Source organism: Kitasatospora sp. NPDC051705, assembly GCF_044453265.1.
Lineage (GTDB): Bacteria > Actinomycetota > Actinomycetes > Streptomycetales > Streptomycetaceae > Kitasatospora.
Map to the genome: position 1 here is coordinate 252,336 of NZ_JBITCO010000006.1, position 16,887 is coordinate 269,222.

Sequence of the window (16,887 nt, forward strand, 5' to 3'; positions counted from 1 at the left end):
GAACCGGGGCGGATCGGGCGGCAGCCCCCGTCAGATCCGGAAGGTTCGCATCCGCATGGCCTCGCGCATCCGCCGTTCCTTGGTCCGCCGGGGCTGCACCCGCTCCCGCAGCTCGCGGGCCTCGGCGAGCTCGCGCAGGAAGACGGCCCGCCGTTTGCGGCGTTCCGCCTCGGTCTCCGGAGGGTCCTGCGGCGGGCCGGCGCGCCCGCCCGACCGGCCGGTGGGCTCGTTCGTCGAGCCGCCCCCCGCGTTCGGGTTGCTCGTCATAAGACGTGACATTCCCAGATCGGCCCGGTTGATACCACAGGAGGTGCTTCCGTCCGGAGATTCGCGGTGCGTCACGGCGTGTCACGGACGGGTGACCGGCGACGCGGCCGGGGCGGACGCGGCGAGTCGTACAGGCGTCCGGCGCCGGGCTAACCTCGGTACATGCGTCTCCACGTCGTCGACCACCCCCTGGTCGCCCACAAGCTCTCCACCCTGCGCGACGAGCGCACCGACTCGCCGACCTTCCGTCGCCTGACCGACGAGCTGGTGACCCTCCTCGCCTATGAGGCCACCCGGGACGTCCGCACCGAAGAGGTGGAGATCACCACGCCCGTGGCGGTCACGCTCGGCACCCGCCTCAGCTACCCGCGCCCCCTCGTCGTGCCGATCCTCCGGGCCGGCCTCGGCATGCTGGACGGGATGACCCGCCTGCTGCCGACCGCCGAGGTCGGCTTCCTCGGCATGGTCCGCAACGAGGAGACCCTCGAGGCCTCCACCTACGCCACCCGGATGCCGGACGACCTGTCCGGTCGCCAGGTCTACGTGCTCGACCCGATGCTGGCCACCGGCGGCACCCTGGTCGCGGCGATCCGGATGCTGATCGAGCGCGGCGCCACCGACGTCACCGCCGTGGTCCTGCTGGCCGCGCCGGAGGGCGTCGAGGTGATGCGGCGCGAGCTGGCGGACCTGCCGGTCACCGTCGTCACCGCCGCCCTGGACGAGCGGCTGAACGAGAACGGCTACATCGTCCCCGGCCTCGGCGACGCGGGCGACCGCCTCTACGGCACCGCGGGCTGAGCGGACCCACCCCCCTGGACGTCGAGAGCCCCCCGGCACCGTGCCGGGGGGCTCTCCGCTGTCGTGGGGCGCCGGGTCAGCAGCTGCCGGTGACGGTCGGGGTGGGGGAGGGCTTGGTGGCCAGGGCGAGGGCCGCGGCGGCCTGGGTCTCGTCCAGCAGGGCGTTGTAGCTGTCGCCGACCACGAAGTCGACGCTGCCGTCGGTGCGGGCGTCGGCGGTGGCGGTGGCCCCGGCGATCTGCGAGGTGAGCAGGGTGGCGGCGCCGGCGCCGGCGGGCCCGGCGATCACCTGGGCGGTCCCGGGCACCTTCTTGTCCAGCTCGGCCGGGGCGTTGCCGACCTTGCCGATGGTGAAGCCGCGCTTCTTGAGCTCGTCGGCGGTCCGCCCGGCCAGCCCGGCCTTGGTGGTGGCGTTGTAGACGTTGACCGTGACCGCGGTCGGCTGCGGGATGGCGTGCGGGTCGCCCTGGGCGGCGGCCAGCGTGCCGGAGGCGGCGGGTGCGGCGCCCGGGGTGGGCGCGGCCAGCGGCTTGCCGGAGGGCGTCGCGCAGGCCTGCGCGGAGGCGTTGCGGTTCTTGCCGCTGAAGATGTCGTAGAGCTGCACGCCGCCGAGGCCGATCAGGGCCAGGGCGACCAGCGCCGCCAGCGCGGCGATCACCTTGCGGCTCTTCTTCGGGGGCCGGCCGAGCCGCGGGTAGGCGTTGCCGGTGACGCGGTACTGCTTCCCCTTGAGGCCTTGGGGAGTCAACATGCTCACGGTTTGTCTCCCCCTCGTGCCGGGGCGGGGTCGGGATGACGGGTCGGCCGGTCCGGTGGTCCCCCGGTGCGGGCGGATCCCCTGGTCGCGGCCGTAGTCAGCAGCCTAGTGCCGACAGGCTGCGAAGGTACTAAATGATCATCATCTGGAGTACTCCGGCACCCGAACGGGGGTACCCGGGTACGCGCGAACCGCCCTCCGCCGGATGGCGAGGGGGCGGTCCGGTGGCCCGTGACGAGGGTCCGTCACTCCATCTCGAGGACGCGGGCGTGCAGCACCTGGCGCTGCTGCAGCGCGGCGCGCACGGCCCGGTGCAGGCCGTCCTCCAGGTAGAGGTCGCCGTGCCACTTCACCACGTGGGCGAAGAGGTCCCCGTAGAAGGTCGAGTCCTCGGCCAGCAGGGTTTCGAGGTCCAGTTGTCCCTTGGTGGTCACCAGCTGGTCGAGCCGCACCGGACGCGGGGCGACGTCAGCCCACTGTCGGGTGCTCGTCCGGCCGTGATCCGGGTACGGCCGCCCATTGCCGATGCGCTTGAAGATCACACGGAAAGCCTACCGTTTGGGCGGCGGATGGCGCAGCAGCCGCGACGCCGCCACGCGCTCCGGTGTGAGCTGCGGGCGTGTGATTGCGGCTGTTTGATGGGAAATGTCGCGAACATCGCCCCGGAATCCCCCCGGGTTCGGACCCCGCCCCTCCCAGGAGTGTGCCCCGATGTCCTCAGCCCCCACCCCGTCGGCCGTCCGGGAGATCGCCGACGGGTACGCCTTCACCGGGCCCGCCCTCGACCTCGGCGCGGTGCTGCTGGACGGCACCGCCCACCGGGACGCGCAGGTCCGCGTCCCGCTCGGCGTGCTCAACCGGCACGGGCTGGTCGCCGGCGCCACCGGCACCGGGAAGACCAAGACCCTCCAGCTGATCGCCGAACAGCTCTCCGAGCAGGGCGTGCCGGTGTTCCTCGCCGACGTCAAGGGGGACGTCTCCGGCGTCGCCGCGCCCGGGGTGCCCAGCGAGCGCACCGGCGCCCGCGCGGCCGAGGTCGGCCAGGACTGGACACCGCAGGGCTGCCCGGTCGAGTTCTACTCGCTCGGCGGCCAGGGCGCGGGCATCCCGATCCGGGCCACCGTCACCAGCTTCGGGCCGCTGCTGCTGGCCAAGGTGCTGGACCTGAACGAGACCCAGGAGTCCTCGCTCAGCCTGGTGTTCCACTACGCCGACGCCAAGGGCCTGGAGCTGTACGACCTCAAGGACCTCACCGCCGTCATCGCCTTCCTCACCTCGCCCGGGGGCAAGGAGGAGCTGCGGACCATCGGCGGCCTCTCGGCGGCCACCGCCGGGGTCATCCTGCGCGGGCTGACGGTGCTGGAGAACGAGGGCGCCGGGGCGTTCTTCGGCGAGCCCGAGTTCGACACCGCGGAACTGCTGCGCACCGCCCCGGACGGTCGCGGCGTCGTGTCGGTGCTGGAGCTGCCCGCCGTGCAGGACCGGCCGCGGCTGTTCTCCACCTTCCTGATGTGGCTGCTCGCCGACCTCTACCAGGAGCTGCCCGAGGTCGGCGACCTCGACCGGCCCAAGCTGGTCTTCTTCTTCGACGAGGCGCACCTGCTGTTCAAGGGCGCCTCCAAGGCCTTCCTGGAGGCCATCACCCAGACCGTCCGGCTGATCCGCTCGAAGGCCGTGGGGATCTTCTTCGTGACCCAGTCGCCGCGCGACGTCCCGTCCGACGTGCTCGCCCAGCTGGGCAACCGGGTGCAGCACGCGCTGCGCGCCTTCACCCCGGACGACGCCAAGGCGCTCAAGGCCACCGTCTCCACCTTCCCGCGGTCCTCCTACGACCTCGGCGAGGTGCTGACCTCGCTCGGCACCGGCGAGGCCGTGGTGACCGTCCTGTCCGAGAAGGGCGCGCCGACCCCGGTCGCGGCGACCAGGCTCCGGGCGCCGCGCTCGCTGATGGGGCCGATCGATGCGGGTGCGCTGCAGGCCGCCGTGGACGCCTCGCCGCTGACGGCGCGCTACCGGGACGCCGTCGACCGGGAGTCGGCCTACGAGAAGCTGGCGGCGCGGGCGGCCCGCCCGCCGGCGGTGGAGCCGGGACCCGCCCCCGGGCCGCGGGAGCCGGCGGAGCAGGAGCCGGCGCCGCGCGCGCGGCGGGCGGAGCAGGAGGAGCCGGCGGGCGCGGGCGGGCTGCTCGGCTCGCTGCTGAGCAACCCGACGGTGAAGTCCTTCGCGCGCTCGGCGGGGAGGCAGCTCGGGCAGGAGATCTCGCGCAGCCTGTTCGGGACCTCCCGGCGGCGCCGGTAGCGGTGGCGGTGGACGACAAGCCCTAGGCCAGGGCGGCGCCGATCCGGTCCAGCGAGGAGAGCCGCATCAGGCCGTAGTGGTAGAACTCGACCTCCGGGACGCCCAGTTCGCGCAGGACGGCGATCTTGGCGGCGAGGTCGGCCGGGCCGTCGCAGTCCACGGCCATCGGGCGCAGGATCACCGCCAGGTCCTGCGGGCGGACGCCGTGCAGGGCGAAGGCGGCGACCTTCTCGCGGACGGCCTCCGGGGTGCGCGCGTAGCCCAGCGTCTCGATCCGGTCGGCCGCCGCGGCGAGGGCCGGCAGGTCGATGCCGGACAGCCAGCCCCTGCCCGGGCCGGCGCCGTCCATGAAGGTCAGCCGCATGCCGTGGCGCCGGGCCTCCCCGGTCAGGTCGGCGGCGAGCGCGGTGACGGTGGCGGCGGAGGCGTCCACGTAGGCGGCGAACGCGCCGCCGGCGAGCTCGTCCAGGGCGCCCGGCTCGGCCGCCGCGCCCTCGTCGGCCAGCCGGCGGCGCAGCTCGGTGCGGACGGCTGCCGCCACCTCCTCGGCGGGGACGCCCGCGCGGACGGCGGCCGCCTGGCAGTGCTCGCAGAAGCAGACGCCGAGCAGCGCCTCGGCGACCGGGCCCAGTTCCTCGAAGTAGCGCTCGTGGTGGAAGCCGTGGCGCAGCCCGTGGAAGTGCAGCGACTCGGCGCGGACGGCGTCGACGCCGTACCGGGCGAGTTCGGTGACCAGGCCCAGCGCGTACGCGCGGACCTCCGGGTGGGCCGGGCACAGCTCGGTGAGGTGGCGGTCGCCGAAGGCGTTGGCCGGGGCGCAGTCCGGGTGGACGAAGCCGAGCCGGTCGTTGTGGCAGAACACCGTCCAGGCGTGCAGCCGCATCCCCCGGCGGCGGGCCTCGGCGGCGGCCTCGGCGAACGGGTCGCGGTCGCCGATCGCGGTGGACGGGACGGGCGCGAGGCGGCGGCCGCGCCAGTGCGCCGGGTCGGGGCGGAAGTAGGCCGCGCCCGGCTCCAGGTAGCGGATCACCCGGTGCGGGTTGTGCGGGAAGACGTCCCGGGCCTGGTGGTAGACCGAGGCGAGGGTGACGCCGCCGACCCCGGCGCGGTCGGCGAGGTTGCCGAAGAAGGTGTCGGCCCCCTCGTCGAGCAGGTCGGTGGCGAAGGCGAGGACGGACGACTCCACGGTGCGGCTCCGGAGCAGGGGGCGGGTGCGCCGACCACGCTATCCGCAGGGGTGGAATTGGTCTATACCTGGCCACCCGGGCGGACCAGCGGCCCACCGGCGGGGATCGGCCGCCCCGGTGGCGGCCCGCACTACAGTGAGCCGTGTCGTTCCGACCCGGGCTCCCGGCCCGTGGCCGTGCCAGGCCCGTTGAGAGGTGACCGCCAGATGAGCGTCCGTCCGCCGCTGCCGTACGACTTCCTGCCGCAGGTGCCGTCCTTCCCGCTGACCAGCGAGGACGTCACCGAAGGCGGGACGCTGGACCGGGAGTTCGTCCACGCCGGCGGCAACCTCTCGCCGCAGCTCGCCTGGTCGGGCCTGCCGGAGGGCACCCGGAGCATCGCCGTCACCTGCTACGACCCGGACGCCCCCACCGGCTCCGGCTGGTGGCACTGGCTCGCCCTCGGCCTGCCCGCCGACACCGCCGGACTCCCGCGCGGTGCCGGCTCCTCGGACGCCGACCTGCCCGGCGCGGCCTCCTTCCACGGCCGCAACGACTTCCCCGGCAGCCGGTACGACGGCGCGGCCCCGCCGCCCGGCGCCCCGCACCGCTACGTCTTCGCCGTGCACGCCCTGGACGTGGAGAAGCTGGACGTCACGGCCGACACCCCGGCCGCCCAGATCGGCTTCCACCTCACCTTCCACACCCTGGGCCGGGCGCTGCTCACCGCCGAGTACGGGGTCTGAGCGGGCCGTACCGAACCCGGCCGCCGGCCCACCGGGCGGCGGCCGGTCAGCGGTCCTCGCCCGCCGCCCGCGCGGCGCGGCCGGCGAGCGCGCGCAGGTGGGCGACCAGCTCCGGCGGCTCGTGCACCTCGAACTCGCAGCCCAGCATCAGCAGCCGCACCGCCGTCCACTCCGGGGAGTCGGTGCGGGCGCTCAGCCGGCAGCGCTGCCCGTCGACCGGCTGGATCACGGCGTCGTCCTGGTTGAACCGCTGCCGGACGGTGCCCGCAGGGGCGTGCACCGTCGCGACCAGCGTCCGGGTCGGCGCCGGGCGGCGCAGCTTCGCCGCCACGTACGCGGCGGCGTCCTCGGCCGGGAGCCGTCGCGGGGTGAAGCGGGCGCCGGTGGCGAGCGGCTCGCCGAGCCGGTCGACCCGGAAGAGCCGCCAGTCGTCGCGGTCCAGGTCGAAGCCGACCAGGTACCAGCGGCGCCCGGCCGAGACCAGCCGCTCCGGCTCGACGTGGCGCCTGGTCTCGGCGCCGTCGCCGGCGCGGTAGGCGAACCGCAGGCGCTCCCGGTTGGTGACGGCGCCGGCGAGCACGGTGAGGTCGTCCGGATCGACCGTCGGGCCGTCACCGGTGAGCAGCGGTACGGTCGCGGAGTTGAGCGTGCCCACCCGGTGCCGCAGCCGGCCCGGCAGCACCTGGAGCAGCTTGCCCAGGGCCCGCACCGAGGCCTCCTCGATGCCGACCACGGCGTGCCCGGCGGCGGCCCGCAGCCCGACCGCGATGGCGACCGCCTCCTCGTCGTCCAGCAGCAGCGGCGGCATCGCCGTGCCCGCGACCAGCCGGTAGCCGCCGACCGCGCCCATGGTGGCCTGCACCGGGTAGCCCAGCTCGCGCAGCCGGTCGACGTCGCGCCGGATCGTCCGGGGGCTGACGCCGAGCCGCTCGGCCAGCTCGCTGCCCGGCCACTCGCGCGGGGTCTGCAGCAGGGACAGCAGGTTCAGCAGCCGTGCCGGGGTGTCGGTCATGCCCCCAGGATGCCGGAGAACTGGGACAGGACCTGACCTACATGGGCCGTATCGTCTCGGACGTGCCGACGAGCAGGACGAGCGAGGAGTACCGAATGAACACCGCGAAGAGCGCGGACCCGGACCGGCGGAGGTGGATCGCGCTGGCGATCGTGATGGTCGCCTCCTTCATGGACCTGGTGGACGTCACCATCGTCAACATCGCCATCCCCAGCATCCAGCAGGACACCGGCGCCTCCTTCAGCGCCGTCCAGTGGGTCACCGGCGGCTACGCGCTGGCCTTCGCGATCGGGCTGATCACCGGCGGCCGGCTGGGTGACATCCACGGCCGCAAGCGGCTCTTCCTGGTCGGGATCGGCGGGTTCACCCTGGCGTCCGCGCTGTGCGGCCTGGCCACCGGCCCGGAGATGCTGGTCGGGATGCGCCTGCTGCAGGGGGCGACGGCGGCCCTGATGGTGCCGCAGGTGCTGTCGATCATCCACGCCACCTTCCCGGCGGAGGAGCGCGGCAAGGTGTTCGGCATGTTCGGCGCGGTGGTCGGCCTGGGCGCCGTCTCCGGGCCGCTGATCGGCGCGCTGCTCACCGAGTGGGACCTCCTCGGCCTGGCCTGGCGGCCGATCTTCCTGATCAACCTGCCGGTCGGCGTCGCCGGACTCCTGCTCGGGCGCCGCTTCATCGACGAGTCTCGGGCCGAGCAGGCGCTCAAGCTGGACCTGGTGGGCGTCGCGCTGGCGAGCCTCGGCCTGCTGATGCTGATCTACCCGCTGACGCACGGGCGGGAGGCCGACTGGCCGCTCTGGGGGTACCTGTCGATGGCCGGCAGCGTGCCGGTGTTCGCCCTGTTCGTGGCGTACGAGCGGGTCAAGACGCGGCGGGACGGCTCGCCGCTGGTGGAGCTGTCGCTGTTCCGGGTGAAGAGCTTCGCGGCCGGCATCGGCGTGCAGCTGGCCTTCGGCGTGGTCTGCGGGATCTTCTTCCTGGTCTGGACGCTGTACATGCAGGTGGGGCTGGGCTGGAGCCCGCTCAAGGCCGGGTCCACCGGCATCCCGTTCTCGCTCGCGGTCTCCACGGCGGCCGGGCTGTCCGTGCAGAAGCTGGTGCCGCGGTTCGGGCGCCGGGTGCTCCAGGCGGGCGCGCTGGTGATGGCGGCGGGCGTGCTGACCTACATCTGGGAGGCGGACCGGTACGGGACGGCGATCGCGCCCTGGCAGATGGCGCTGCCGCTGGTGGTGATGGGCCTCGGGATGGGCCTGATCGTCGCGCCGATCACCGACGCGATCCTGGCGGAGGTGCCGCGCGAGCACGCCGGCTCGGCGTCCGGGCTGATCAACACCGTCCAGCAGATGGGCAACGCGCTCGGGCTCGGGCTGGTCTCGGTGGCCTTCTTCGGGGCGATGGACGACGTGGTCGCGCCGCAGGCGGTGGGCACCGCGTTCGGCGGGGCGTTCGTGCACGCGATGTGGTGGGTCGCGGGGGCGCTGGCGGTGGTGTTCGTGCTGATGTTCGCGCTGCCGCGGCGCAGGGCGGTCCCCGCGGCCGCTCCGGCGGCCGGTCCGGTCGGCGCCGGGGAGGCGGAGCGCGAGTCCGTCCTGGTCTGAGGGCCGTCCCGGACGGCGGGGCCCCGGTCGCACCGTGCGACCGGGGCCCCGCCGCACGCCGGGAGGGTCGTGGACCGTACGGCGGTGCACTCCTCGGTGCCGGGCCGGCCCCGGGTCGGGCCTGGTGCCGGCCCCGGTGCACCCGGTGGCGGCGTCAGCGCGCGCCGGCCCCGGTCGGGCTCGCGGCCGCCGCCCGGGTGGTGGTCTTCGCCGCGGACTTGGCCTCCTTGGCGGCGCGCTTGATCTCCTGCTTGAACTCCCGTACCAGGTCGAGGGATTCGGGCCCGGTGATGTCGGCGACGGAGCGGTGCGCGCCCTCCTCGCCGTAGCTGCCGGCCGCCTCCCGCCAGCCCTCAGGCTGCACGCCGTACTGCTTGCCGAGCAGGGCCAGGAAGATCTGCGACTTCTGCTTGCCGAAGCCGGGCAGCGCGTTGAGGCGGCTGAGCAGCTCCTTGCCGGTGCGGGCGTCCTTCCACAGCGCGGCGGCCTCGCCGTCGTACTGCGCGACGAGGAACTGGCAGAGCTGCTGGACCCGTTTGGCCATCGCGGCCGGGTAGCGGTGCACGGCGGGTTTCGCGGAGAGCAGCGCCACGAACTCCTCCGGGTTGTACCCGGCGATCTCGTGGGCGTCCAGGTCGTCCCGCCCGAGGCGCCGGGCGATGGTCAGCGGGCCGGTGAACGCCCATTCCATCGGGACCTGTTGGTCCAGCAGCATGCCGACGAGCGCAGCCAGCGCACTCCGTCCGAGCAGTTCGTCGGCCTCGGGCTGCTGTGCGAGCCGGACGGTGACGTTCATGGGCTTGCCCTCCTCGGAGTTGACGTCGGGTCGGCGCCCAGTCTGGTGGACGGGCCGGGAGGGGAGGCGGTCAACACGCCCGTAGCGTGGGAAGTCGTGGAGTTGCCGGCCTTGCCGTGACTGGTTTGTTCGTTGGCGGAGCGGTTGTTGGGGTCACGGGTTCCGGCGGTCGGGGGAATTCGCGGGACATTTTTTGCCCGCAGTCCGGTGGTGGTGGGGAGTTGGGGGAGGGGGCGCCCGGCGGAGGGGGGCGGTGGTGCGGGCGGCGCTCGGGGCGCGGCCCGCGCTCGGCCGCCCGTGGGTCATCTCATATGACTGTTTCCGTTGCGACGGTGCGCGGGCTCGTCCGCGGGTCATTCTTGGTCCAAACGACGCGTCCAGAAAGGCTCGCCCGCCGTGACCCAGCCGTTCGAACTGCCGTCCTTCTACGTGCCGCACCCGGCGCGCCTCAACCCCCATCTGGACGGAGCGCGGGCCCACTCCACCGAATGGGCCCGCGAGATGGGCATGTTGGAAGGGTCCGGGATCTGGGACCAGGCCGACCTGGACGCCCACGACTACGGCCTGCTCTGCGCCTACACCCACCCCGACGCCTCCGCCGAGGCGCTCTCGCTGGTCACCGACTGGTACGTGTGGGTCTTCTTCTTCGACGACCACTTCCTCGACATGTACAAGCGCACCAACGACCGCGCGGCCGGCAAGGCGCACCTCGACCGGCTGCCGCTGTTCATGCCGGCCGACCCGGCGGCCCCGGTGCCCGAGCCGGAGAACCCGGTCGAGGCCGGCCTGGCCGACCTCTGGCGGCGCACGGTGCCGGCGATGGGCGAGGACTGGCGGATCCGCTTCGCACGGAGCACCCGCAACCTGCTCGACGAGTCGCTCTGGGAACTCGCCAACATCGACGCCGGCCGGATCGCCAACCCCGTCGAGTACATCGAGATGCGCCGCAAGGTCGGCGGCGCCCCGTGGTCCGCCCAGCTCGTCGAGTACGCGGCCAACGCCGAGGTACCGAAGGAGGTTTCGGGCTCGCGCGCGCTCCGGGTGCTGATGGACGCCTTCTCCGACGGCGTGCACCTGCGCAACGACATCTTCTCCTACCAGCGGGAGGTGGAGGACGAGGGCGAGCTCAGCAACGGCATCCTGGTGCTGGAGCGGTTCCTGGACTGCTCCACCCAGGAGGCCGCCGAGGCGGTCAACGACCTGCTCACCTCGCGGCTCCAGCAGTTCGAGAACACCGTGTTCACCGAACTGCCGGTGCTGTTCGCCGAGAAGGGACTCGGCGCAGAGGAACGCGCCCGGGTGATGGCCTACGTCAAGGGGCTGCAGGACTGGCAGTCCGGTGGCCACGAGTGGCACATGCGCTCCAGCCGGTACATGAACGGCGGTGGTGCGGCGGCCGGTTCGGGGAGCGCCGGGGTGGCGCCGGGCACCGGTGGCGCGCTGCCGGGCACGGTGCCCGGCGGCGAGTGGTGGGACCCGTTCCGGATCGGCGGCATCGGCACCGCGGCGCTGGACATCCTGCGCAGCGGGGCGTCGGCCGGCGGGGTCGGCGCCCCCTCCGTCGGCCAGGCGGCCGGCGCGGCCGGCCCGGGCGGGGTCGCGCCGGCGGTGCGGCGGGCGCGGTCGCACAGCCACGTGCCGTTCCGGACCGTCGGGCCGTCCCGACTGCCGGAGTTCGACCTGCCGTTCAGCGTCACGCCGAGCCCGCACCTGGAGGCCGACCGGGAACGCGCCGTCGCCTGGGCGGAGCGGATGGGCATGCTGGAGGCGGACCCGGGCATCCCCGGATCGGGAGTCTGGGACGCCGCGTCCATGCGGGACTACGACCTGCCGCTCTGCTCCGCCGGCATCCACCCCGACGCGACGGCCGAACAACTCGCCCTCACCAGCGACTGGTTGAGTTGGGGCACCTGGGCCGACGACTACTACCCGGCGGTCTTCGGCCGCACCCGCGACCTCGCCGGCGCCAAGCACGCCACCGAACGGCTCTCGCTGTTCATGCCGGTCAACGGCGGACCGGCCCCCGAGCCGGCCAACGCCCTGGAACGCGGCCTCGCCGACCTCTGGCGGCGCACCGCCGGGCCGATGACCGCCGAGGCCCGGCGCACCTTCCGCACCGCCGTCGAGTCCATGACCGCCAGCTGGATCTGGGAGCTGAACAACCAGGTGCAGAACCGGATCCCGGACCCGGTCGACTACCTGGAGATGCGCCGGGCCACCTTCGGGTCGGACCTCACCATGAGCCTCTCCCGCCTCGCCCGGGAGCAGGCCGTGCCGCCCGAGGTGCACGCGCACGGCTCGATGCGCTCCCTGGAGGGCTCGGCCGCGGACTACGCGTGCATGATGAACGACCTCTTCTCGTACCAGAAGGAGATCGAGTACGAGGGCGAGCTGCACAACGCCGTGCTGGTGGTGCAGAACTTCTTCGGCTGCGACTACCCGTCGGCGGTGCGCATCGTCGGGGACCTGATGCACTCCAGGCTGGACCAGTTCCAGCACGTCGTGGCGAAGGAACTCCCCGTCCTGTACGAGGACCTGGACCTCTCCGCGGAGGCGCGCCGGGCGCTGGACGGGTACGTGGTGGAGCTGGAGAACTGGCTCGCGGGGATCCTGGTCTGGCACCGGGACTGCCACCGGTACGGGGAGGAGGACCTGCAGCGGCACTTCGGCGGGGAGCGCGTCCGGGCGACTCCGGCCCGGGTGCCCGCCGCCCCGGCGGCGCGGTCGGCTGCCGCGGCTCCGGCCGTCCCGGCCACCCCGGCTGCCCCGGAGCCGGCCGCGGCGGCGGTGACCGCGGCCCTGCCGCTCGGGCCGACCGGCCTCGGGACGGCCGGGCTGCGGCCGCCGCCGGCCGCCGGGGTGACGGCCCTGGGCTGACCCGGGCCGACCGGGCAGGGCGGGGCACCCGCGCGGACGATCCCGCGCGGGTGCTCCGCCTTCTGGCTAGGGTGGCCCGGTGGGGGGCCGGTGCGCCGCACGCCGCGGGCGCACGTCTCCGCGTGAGAGGGCTGGAACGATGGCCGGATTCCCCGAGGGCGCCCCCTGCTGGGCCGACGCGATGTTCACCGACCTGGAGGGCGCCAAGGCGTTCTACGGCGACGTGCTGGGCTGGACCTTCGGCGAGAGCGCGTCGGAGTACGGCAACTACACGCAGGCGTACTCGGACGGCAAGGCGGTCGCCGCGATCGTGCCGCCGATGCCCGGGCAGCAGGCGCAGTCCGCCTGGTGCCTGTACCTCGCCTCGCCCGACGCCGCGGCCACCGCGCAGCGGATCGGCGCCAACGGCGGGGAGCTGGTGATGGGCCCGATGCAGGTCGGCGACTTCGGCACCATGGTGATCGCCAGGGACCCGGGAGGCGTGGTGTTCGGGGTCTGGCAGGCCGGTGCCCACCAGGGCTTCGAGAAGCAGGGCGAGCCCGGCGCGTACAGCTGGGCCGAGGTGGTGACCCGCGAGCCGGCGAAGGCGGACGCGTTCTTCCCCGCCGTCTTCCCGTACGGGGTCAGGAAGATGGACACCGAACAGGTCGACTACCGGATGTTCCGGGTCGGCGACCTGCCGGTGCTGGGCCGGATGGCGGCGGAGGGCGACTTCCTGCCGCCCGGGGTGCCCTCGTACGTGAGCGTCTACTTCGCGGTGGACGACACCGACGCGGCGATCGAGCGGCTGCGGGCGCGCGGCGGCACGGTGCACTTCGGGCCGATGGACAGCCCGTTCGGCCGGTTCGCGGCGGTCGGCGACCAGCAGGGGGCGGCCTTCGGGATCATCGACCTGGGCCGGACGGAGGGGGAGCAGCCGCCGACGGTGGAGGTCTGATCCGGCCGGTGGTCCGGCCGGCGCGACCTGCCCGGCCTGCTCGACGCTCCGTGCCCCGGGCCGGCCCGGCCGCCCCGCCTCAGCCGGACCGGCGCGCCCGGTGGGCCGCCTCGACGCCGTCCAGGACCAGCCGGACGCCGCTCGCGAAGCCGTCGTCCCGCCCGCGGGCGACCTCGGGCTGCGCCTGGCCGGTGTACAGCCGGTGCAGCCGCGGGTGGCCTTTGGTGGCCTCGATGACGGAGGGCAGCAGCTGGTCCAGCCACTCCTGTTCGTCGCGGCCGCGCCGGGCCAGCGCGCTCAGCCAGGCGGCCTCCACGCTGGCCGCGCCGATGGTGTAGCCGAGGATCGCGCCCATCGCCTCGTTGGCCTCGACGAGTTCGAAGCCGGCCGACTCCAGGAGGGCCAGGAAGGTCTCGGAGAGCCGCATCCAGCTGGGGCCGAAGTAGACCAGCCCGACGTCGCCGAGCACCGAGACGATCCACGGGTGGCGCAGGATGACCGCGCGCACGCCCTCGGCGCAGCCGGTGACGGCCTCGCGCCAGTCGGCCGGGGCCGGGCCGGCGTCGGTGTCCGGCAGCGGGAGCTCGCCGAAGACCTGGTCGACGGCCAGGGCGAGCAGCTCGTCCTTGTTGGCGACGTGGGTGTACATCGAGGTGGCGCCGGCGTTCAGCCGGGCGCCGAGCTTGCGCATGCTCAGGGCCTCGATGCCGTCGCCGTCGAGGATCGCGAGGGCTTCGGTGACGATCTGTTCGCGGCTGAGGGCCGGCTGCTCGCGCCGGCGCGGTCGCTGCGGGCGCGTCCACAGCGACGGGATGTCCTCTGACCTGGCCACCGTCGGGCCTCCTCTCCTCGGCGCGCGCCTGCTCGGCCCGGCCTGTCCCGCTCAGCATAAGCCGGACCGCACACTGTACGGCGTTGCGAACAGTGTGCGGTGACCGTACAGTGTGCGGCGCGGCGCGCGCCGTTCCGACGGGGTCGGTGGGAGGCGTGCCCGCGGCGACTTCCGCGCGGCACCGGCCGACGCGACGATTCCGACGTTCTGGAGGGGGTGCGGTGAACCGTCATCCGCGACGCTGGCTGATCCTGGTGGTGCTCTGCCTCAGCAGTCTGGTGCTGGTGATCGACAACATGGTGCTCACGGTGTCCGTCCCGCAGATCGCGGCGGACCTGGGCGCCGGGGCGCAGGACATCCAGTGGATCATCGACTCCTACATCCTGGTCTTCGCCGGCCTGCTGCTCACCTCCGGCAGCCTCTCCGACCGGTTCGGGCGGCGGAAGGTGATGATCATCGGCCTGGCGCTGTTCGGCGCCGCCTCGCTGGTCGCCGCCGTCGCCGACAGCCCCGGCCAGCTCATCGCCGGACGCGTCCTGATGGGTGTCGGCGGCGCGCTGGTCATGCCGAGCACCCTGTCCATCCTGATCACCGTCTTCGACGACGCGGAACGCCCCCGGGCGATCGCCGCGTGGAGCGCGGTGGCCATGATCGGGCTGGTGGGCGGCCCGGTGCTCGGCGGTGCGCTGATCGCCCACTACTGGTGGGGCGCCGTCTTCCTGCTCAACGTCCCGGTCGCGGCCGTCGCCGTGCTCGCGGCGGTCCTGCTGATGCCCGAGTCCAGGGGGCCGGTGCGCCGACCCGACCTGCCCGGCATGCTGCTCTCGATGACCGGGATGACCGCCCTGGTCTGGTCGATCATCGTGCTGCCCCGGGACGGCCTCGGCAGTCCGGGCACCCTCGGGCCGCTCGCCGTCGCGGTGCTCGCGCTGGCCGGGTTCGCGCTCCGCCAGGTCCGCACCGACGCGCCGATGGTCCCGCTCTCGCTGTTCCGCGACCGTGCCTTCACCGGGGCCAGCTTCTCGCTCGTCCTGCTGGCCTTCGCCAGCGGCGGGCTGATGCTGGTGCTCACCCAGTACCTCCAGTTCGTCCTGGAGTTCTCGCCCACCGACACCGGCCTCGCGTTCATCCCGCTGGCCGTTGCCTCGCTCGCGTGCAACGCCGCCGGCGCCGCACTCGGCGCCAGGGTCGCCCCGAGGGTGACCACCGCGGTCGGCATGCTCGTCATCGCGGCCGGGTTCGGGCTGCTCGCCACCCTCTCGGTTGGGGACGGCTTCGCCAAGGTCGCGCTCGCCATGCTGGTGCTCGGCGCGGGCTCTGGCCTCGGGATGCCGGCCGCGGCCAACGCGTTGATGAGCGCCGTCCCCGCCGAGCACGCCGGCGTGGGCTCCGCGCTCAACGACACCGTCCAGCAGTCCGGCGCCGCACTCGGCGTGGCCGTCCTCGGCACCGTCCTGTCAAGCTCCTACACCCGGGAGATGCCCGCCGGCGCGCCCGACGCCGCCCGGGGCGCCGTCACCGAAGCGCTCGCCGAAGCCGCCGCCACCGGGGACGGCGGGCTGGCCGCGGCCGCCCGCGACGCCTTCAGCACCGCGACCTCGGTCACCTTCACGGTCGGCGGGGCCGCCGTCCTGGTCGCCGCGGCGCTGACCCCGGTGCTGATGCGGGACGGGGGCGGGCCGGCCGGGGCCGCCGGGGGCGGGGTGGAGCCGGCGGCGGACTCGGCGGCGGAGCCGGTCGGCTGAGGCGGACGGGCCCGGCTCACCCGCCGGGCCCGTTCACCCGGCCGGGCCCGCCTCCGCGGTCGCGGCCACCAGGGCGGGCGGCAACGGCATCCAGGGCTCCGGGGCGGTCGGCCCCTCGCTGGTCAGCTGCTCGTCCAGCGCCGTGCGCAGCCAGGTGTGGGCCGCGCCGAGCGTGGTCTCGCCGGGCCCGGTCAGCTCGCCCGCCAGCTCCCAGTAGCGGCCGATGACCGGATCGTCGGTGATGGTCAGCAGCGCGCTGAGCCGGGTGCGGAAGGCCGGGGTGTCCCGGGTGCTCCAGGAGGCGGCGTGGGCGTCGACGAAGCCGTCCAGCGCCTCGCCCCGGTGCGGCGCCCGCCCGGCCGACAGCTCGGCCGAGGCCAGCGCGTACGCCCCCTCGAGGCCCTGGTAGAGCACCGTCGGCCGGTGGTCCCGGTTCGTCCTGGCCTTCTCGTTCGGGCCGTGGCCCCGGCCCGAGCAGCCCCCGAGGGAGAGCGCGTGCAGCCGGGCGAAGGCCAGCACCTGGCCGGGCGTCGGGTCGGCCGGCGGCTGCGGGACGGCCGCGTCCAGGATCGACGCGGTCAGCCCGGCCGGCATCCGGGGCGGCAGCATCCGGCGCCAGAAGCGCGCCAGCGCGGTCGTGTCGGGCGGCGTGCTCAGCCCGCCGATCAGCGCCAACCGGTCGGCGCGCTCCTCCGGCGGGCAGTCGTGCAGCAGCCGCAGCGCAGCCTCCCGCCAGCGCAGCGCGGTCAGCTGCGAACCCAGCTCGCGCAGCTGCCGGGCCACCGCGTCCTCCAGGGCGTCCCCCAGCACCTCGTCCTGCTCCAGCAGCCGGCCGACCTCCGGGACGGGCAGGTCCAGCGTGCGCAGCGAACGGATCAGCCGCAGCCGTTCCAGCGCCTCCGGCCCGTACCTGCGGTGGCCGCCCGAACTGCGGCCGGCCTCCGGGAGCAGGCCACGGTCGGAGTAGAAGCGCACGGTCTTGACGGTGACGCCCGCGTGCTCGGCGAGCTCACCGATGCTCCAGAACTCTGCTGGTGACACGACTTGAACCTCCCTCA

15 protein-coding genes are annotated in these 16,887 nt (G+C 74.2%); 7 read left to right on the forward strand and 8 right to left on the reverse strand.

What is annotated here, in order from left to right:
- Window positions 1-30 precede the first annotated feature (30 nt).
- Window positions 31-267 (reverse strand): hypothetical protein, encoded by a 237-nt coding sequence (locus ACIA8Q_RS10870; protein WP_360205657.1) that lies wholly within the window; start codon window positions 265-267, stop codon window positions 31-33.
- Window positions 268-429: 162 nt separating this feature from the next.
- Between ACIA8Q_RS10870 and upp the strand changes: the two genes are divergently transcribed.
- Window positions 430-1,065 (forward strand): uracil phosphoribosyltransferase, encoded by a 636-nt coding sequence (upp, locus tag ACIA8Q_RS10875; protein WP_360205654.1) that lies wholly within the window; start codon window positions 430-432, stop codon window positions 1,063-1,065.
- Between the two features lie 76 nt (window positions 1,066-1,141).
- Here the strand turns inward: upp and ACIA8Q_RS10880 are convergent, their stop codons facing one another.
- Complete coding sequence (locus ACIA8Q_RS10880; protein WP_396317043.1) at window positions 1,142-1,816, reverse strand: LytR C-terminal domain-containing protein; 675 nt, start codon at window positions 1,814-1,816, stop codon at window positions 1,142-1,144.
- 251 nt (window positions 1,817-2,067) lie between these two features.
- Complete coding sequence (locus ACIA8Q_RS10885; RefSeq protein ID WP_030061387.1) at window positions 2,068-2,364, reverse strand: type II toxin-antitoxin system VapB family antitoxin; 297 nt, start codon at window positions 2,362-2,364, stop codon at window positions 2,068-2,070.
- Between the two features lie 169 nt (window positions 2,365-2,533).
- Between ACIA8Q_RS10885 and ACIA8Q_RS10890 the strand changes: the two genes are divergently transcribed.
- The gene (locus ACIA8Q_RS10890) at window positions 2,534-4,120 is read left to right on the forward strand and encodes a helicase HerA-like domain-containing protein (protein WP_396317013.1); all 1,587 of its coding nucleotides are present in this window, start codon (window positions 2,534-2,536) and stop codon (window positions 4,118-4,120) included.
- 22 nt (window positions 4,121-4,142) lie between these two features.
- On the opposite strand, the gene ACIA8Q_RS10895 is transcribed toward ACIA8Q_RS10890, so the two are convergent.
- On the reverse strand, window positions 4,143-5,306 hold the full coding sequence (locus ACIA8Q_RS10895) for a hypothetical protein (protein WP_360205648.1): 1,164 nt from the start codon (window positions 5,304-5,306) through the stop codon (window positions 4,143-4,145).
- A gap of 207 nt (window positions 5,307-5,513) precedes the next feature.
- On the opposite strand from ACIA8Q_RS10895, the gene ACIA8Q_RS10900 reads away from it, so the two are divergent.
- Window positions 5,514-6,032 carry a YbhB/YbcL family Raf kinase inhibitor-like protein gene (locus ACIA8Q_RS10900; protein ID WP_360205645.1) on the forward strand — a complete coding sequence of 173 codons (519 nt, stop codon included), beginning with the start codon at window positions 5,514-5,516 and terminating at the stop codon, window positions 6,030-6,032.
- 46 nt (window positions 6,033-6,078) lie between these two features.
- Here the strand turns inward: ACIA8Q_RS10900 and ACIA8Q_RS10905 are convergent, their stop codons facing one another.
- The gene (locus ACIA8Q_RS10905; RefSeq protein ID WP_360205643.1) at window positions 6,079-7,044 is read right to left on the reverse strand and encodes a YafY family protein; all 966 of its coding nucleotides are present in this window, start codon (window positions 7,042-7,044) and stop codon (window positions 6,079-6,081) included.
- A 95-nt stretch (window positions 7,045-7,139) separates the two neighbouring features.
- On the opposite strand from ACIA8Q_RS10905, the gene ACIA8Q_RS10910 reads away from it, so the two are divergent.
- The gene (locus tag ACIA8Q_RS10910; protein WP_360205640.1) at window positions 7,140-8,642 is read left to right on the forward strand and encodes an MFS transporter; all 1,503 of its coding nucleotides are present in this window, start codon (window positions 7,140-7,142) and stop codon (window positions 8,640-8,642) included.
- A gap of 154 nt (window positions 8,643-8,796) precedes the next feature.
- Here ACIA8Q_RS10910 and ACIA8Q_RS10915 read toward each other — a convergent pair whose 3' ends face one another.
- The gene (locus ACIA8Q_RS10915) at window positions 8,797-9,438 is read right to left on the reverse strand and encodes an HhH-GPD-type base excision DNA repair protein (RefSeq protein WP_360205638.1); all 642 of its coding nucleotides are present in this window, start codon (window positions 9,436-9,438) and stop codon (window positions 8,797-8,799) included.
- A gap of 396 nt (window positions 9,439-9,834) precedes the next feature.
- Here ACIA8Q_RS10915 and ACIA8Q_RS10920 point away from each other — a divergent pair, with 396 nt between their 5' ends.
- Both ACIA8Q_RS10920 and ACIA8Q_RS10925 read left to right on the forward strand, forming a co-directional pair.
- On the forward strand, window positions 9,835-12,315 hold the full coding sequence (locus ACIA8Q_RS10920) for a germacradienol/geosmin synthase (protein WP_387900634.1): 2,481 nt from the start codon (window positions 9,835-9,837) through the stop codon (window positions 12,313-12,315).
- Window positions 12,316-12,454: 139 nt separating this feature from the next.
- Window positions 12,455-13,252 carry a VOC family protein gene (locus ACIA8Q_RS10925; RefSeq protein WP_396317014.1) on the forward strand — a complete coding sequence of 266 codons (798 nt, stop codon included), beginning with the start codon at window positions 12,455-12,457 and terminating at the stop codon, window positions 13,250-13,252.
- 79 nt (window positions 13,253-13,331) lie between these two features.
- Here ACIA8Q_RS10925 and ACIA8Q_RS10930 read toward each other — a convergent pair whose 3' ends face one another.
- Window positions 13,332-14,084, reverse strand: a complete 753-nt coding sequence (locus ACIA8Q_RS10930) for a TetR/AcrR family transcriptional regulator C-terminal domain-containing protein (RefSeq protein WP_360205632.1) — start codon at window positions 14,082-14,084, stop codon at window positions 13,332-13,334.
- 221 nt (window positions 14,085-14,305) lie between these two features.
- On the opposite strand from ACIA8Q_RS10930, the gene ACIA8Q_RS10935 reads away from it, so the two are divergent.
- Window positions 14,306-15,829: an MFS transporter gene (locus ACIA8Q_RS10935; RefSeq protein WP_396317015.1), complete on the forward strand. Its 1,524-nt coding sequence runs from the start codon at window positions 14,306-14,308 to the stop codon at window positions 15,827-15,829.
- A 33-nt stretch (window positions 15,830-15,862) separates the two neighbouring features.
- On the opposite strand, the gene ACIA8Q_RS10940 is transcribed toward ACIA8Q_RS10935, so the two are convergent.
- Window positions 15,863-16,870, reverse strand: coding sequence for a MerR family transcriptional regulator (locus ACIA8Q_RS10940; protein WP_396317016.1), 1,008 nt, complete (start codon window positions 16,868-16,870; stop codon window positions 15,863-15,865).
- Between the last annotated feature and the right edge of the window lie 17 nt (window positions 16,871-16,887).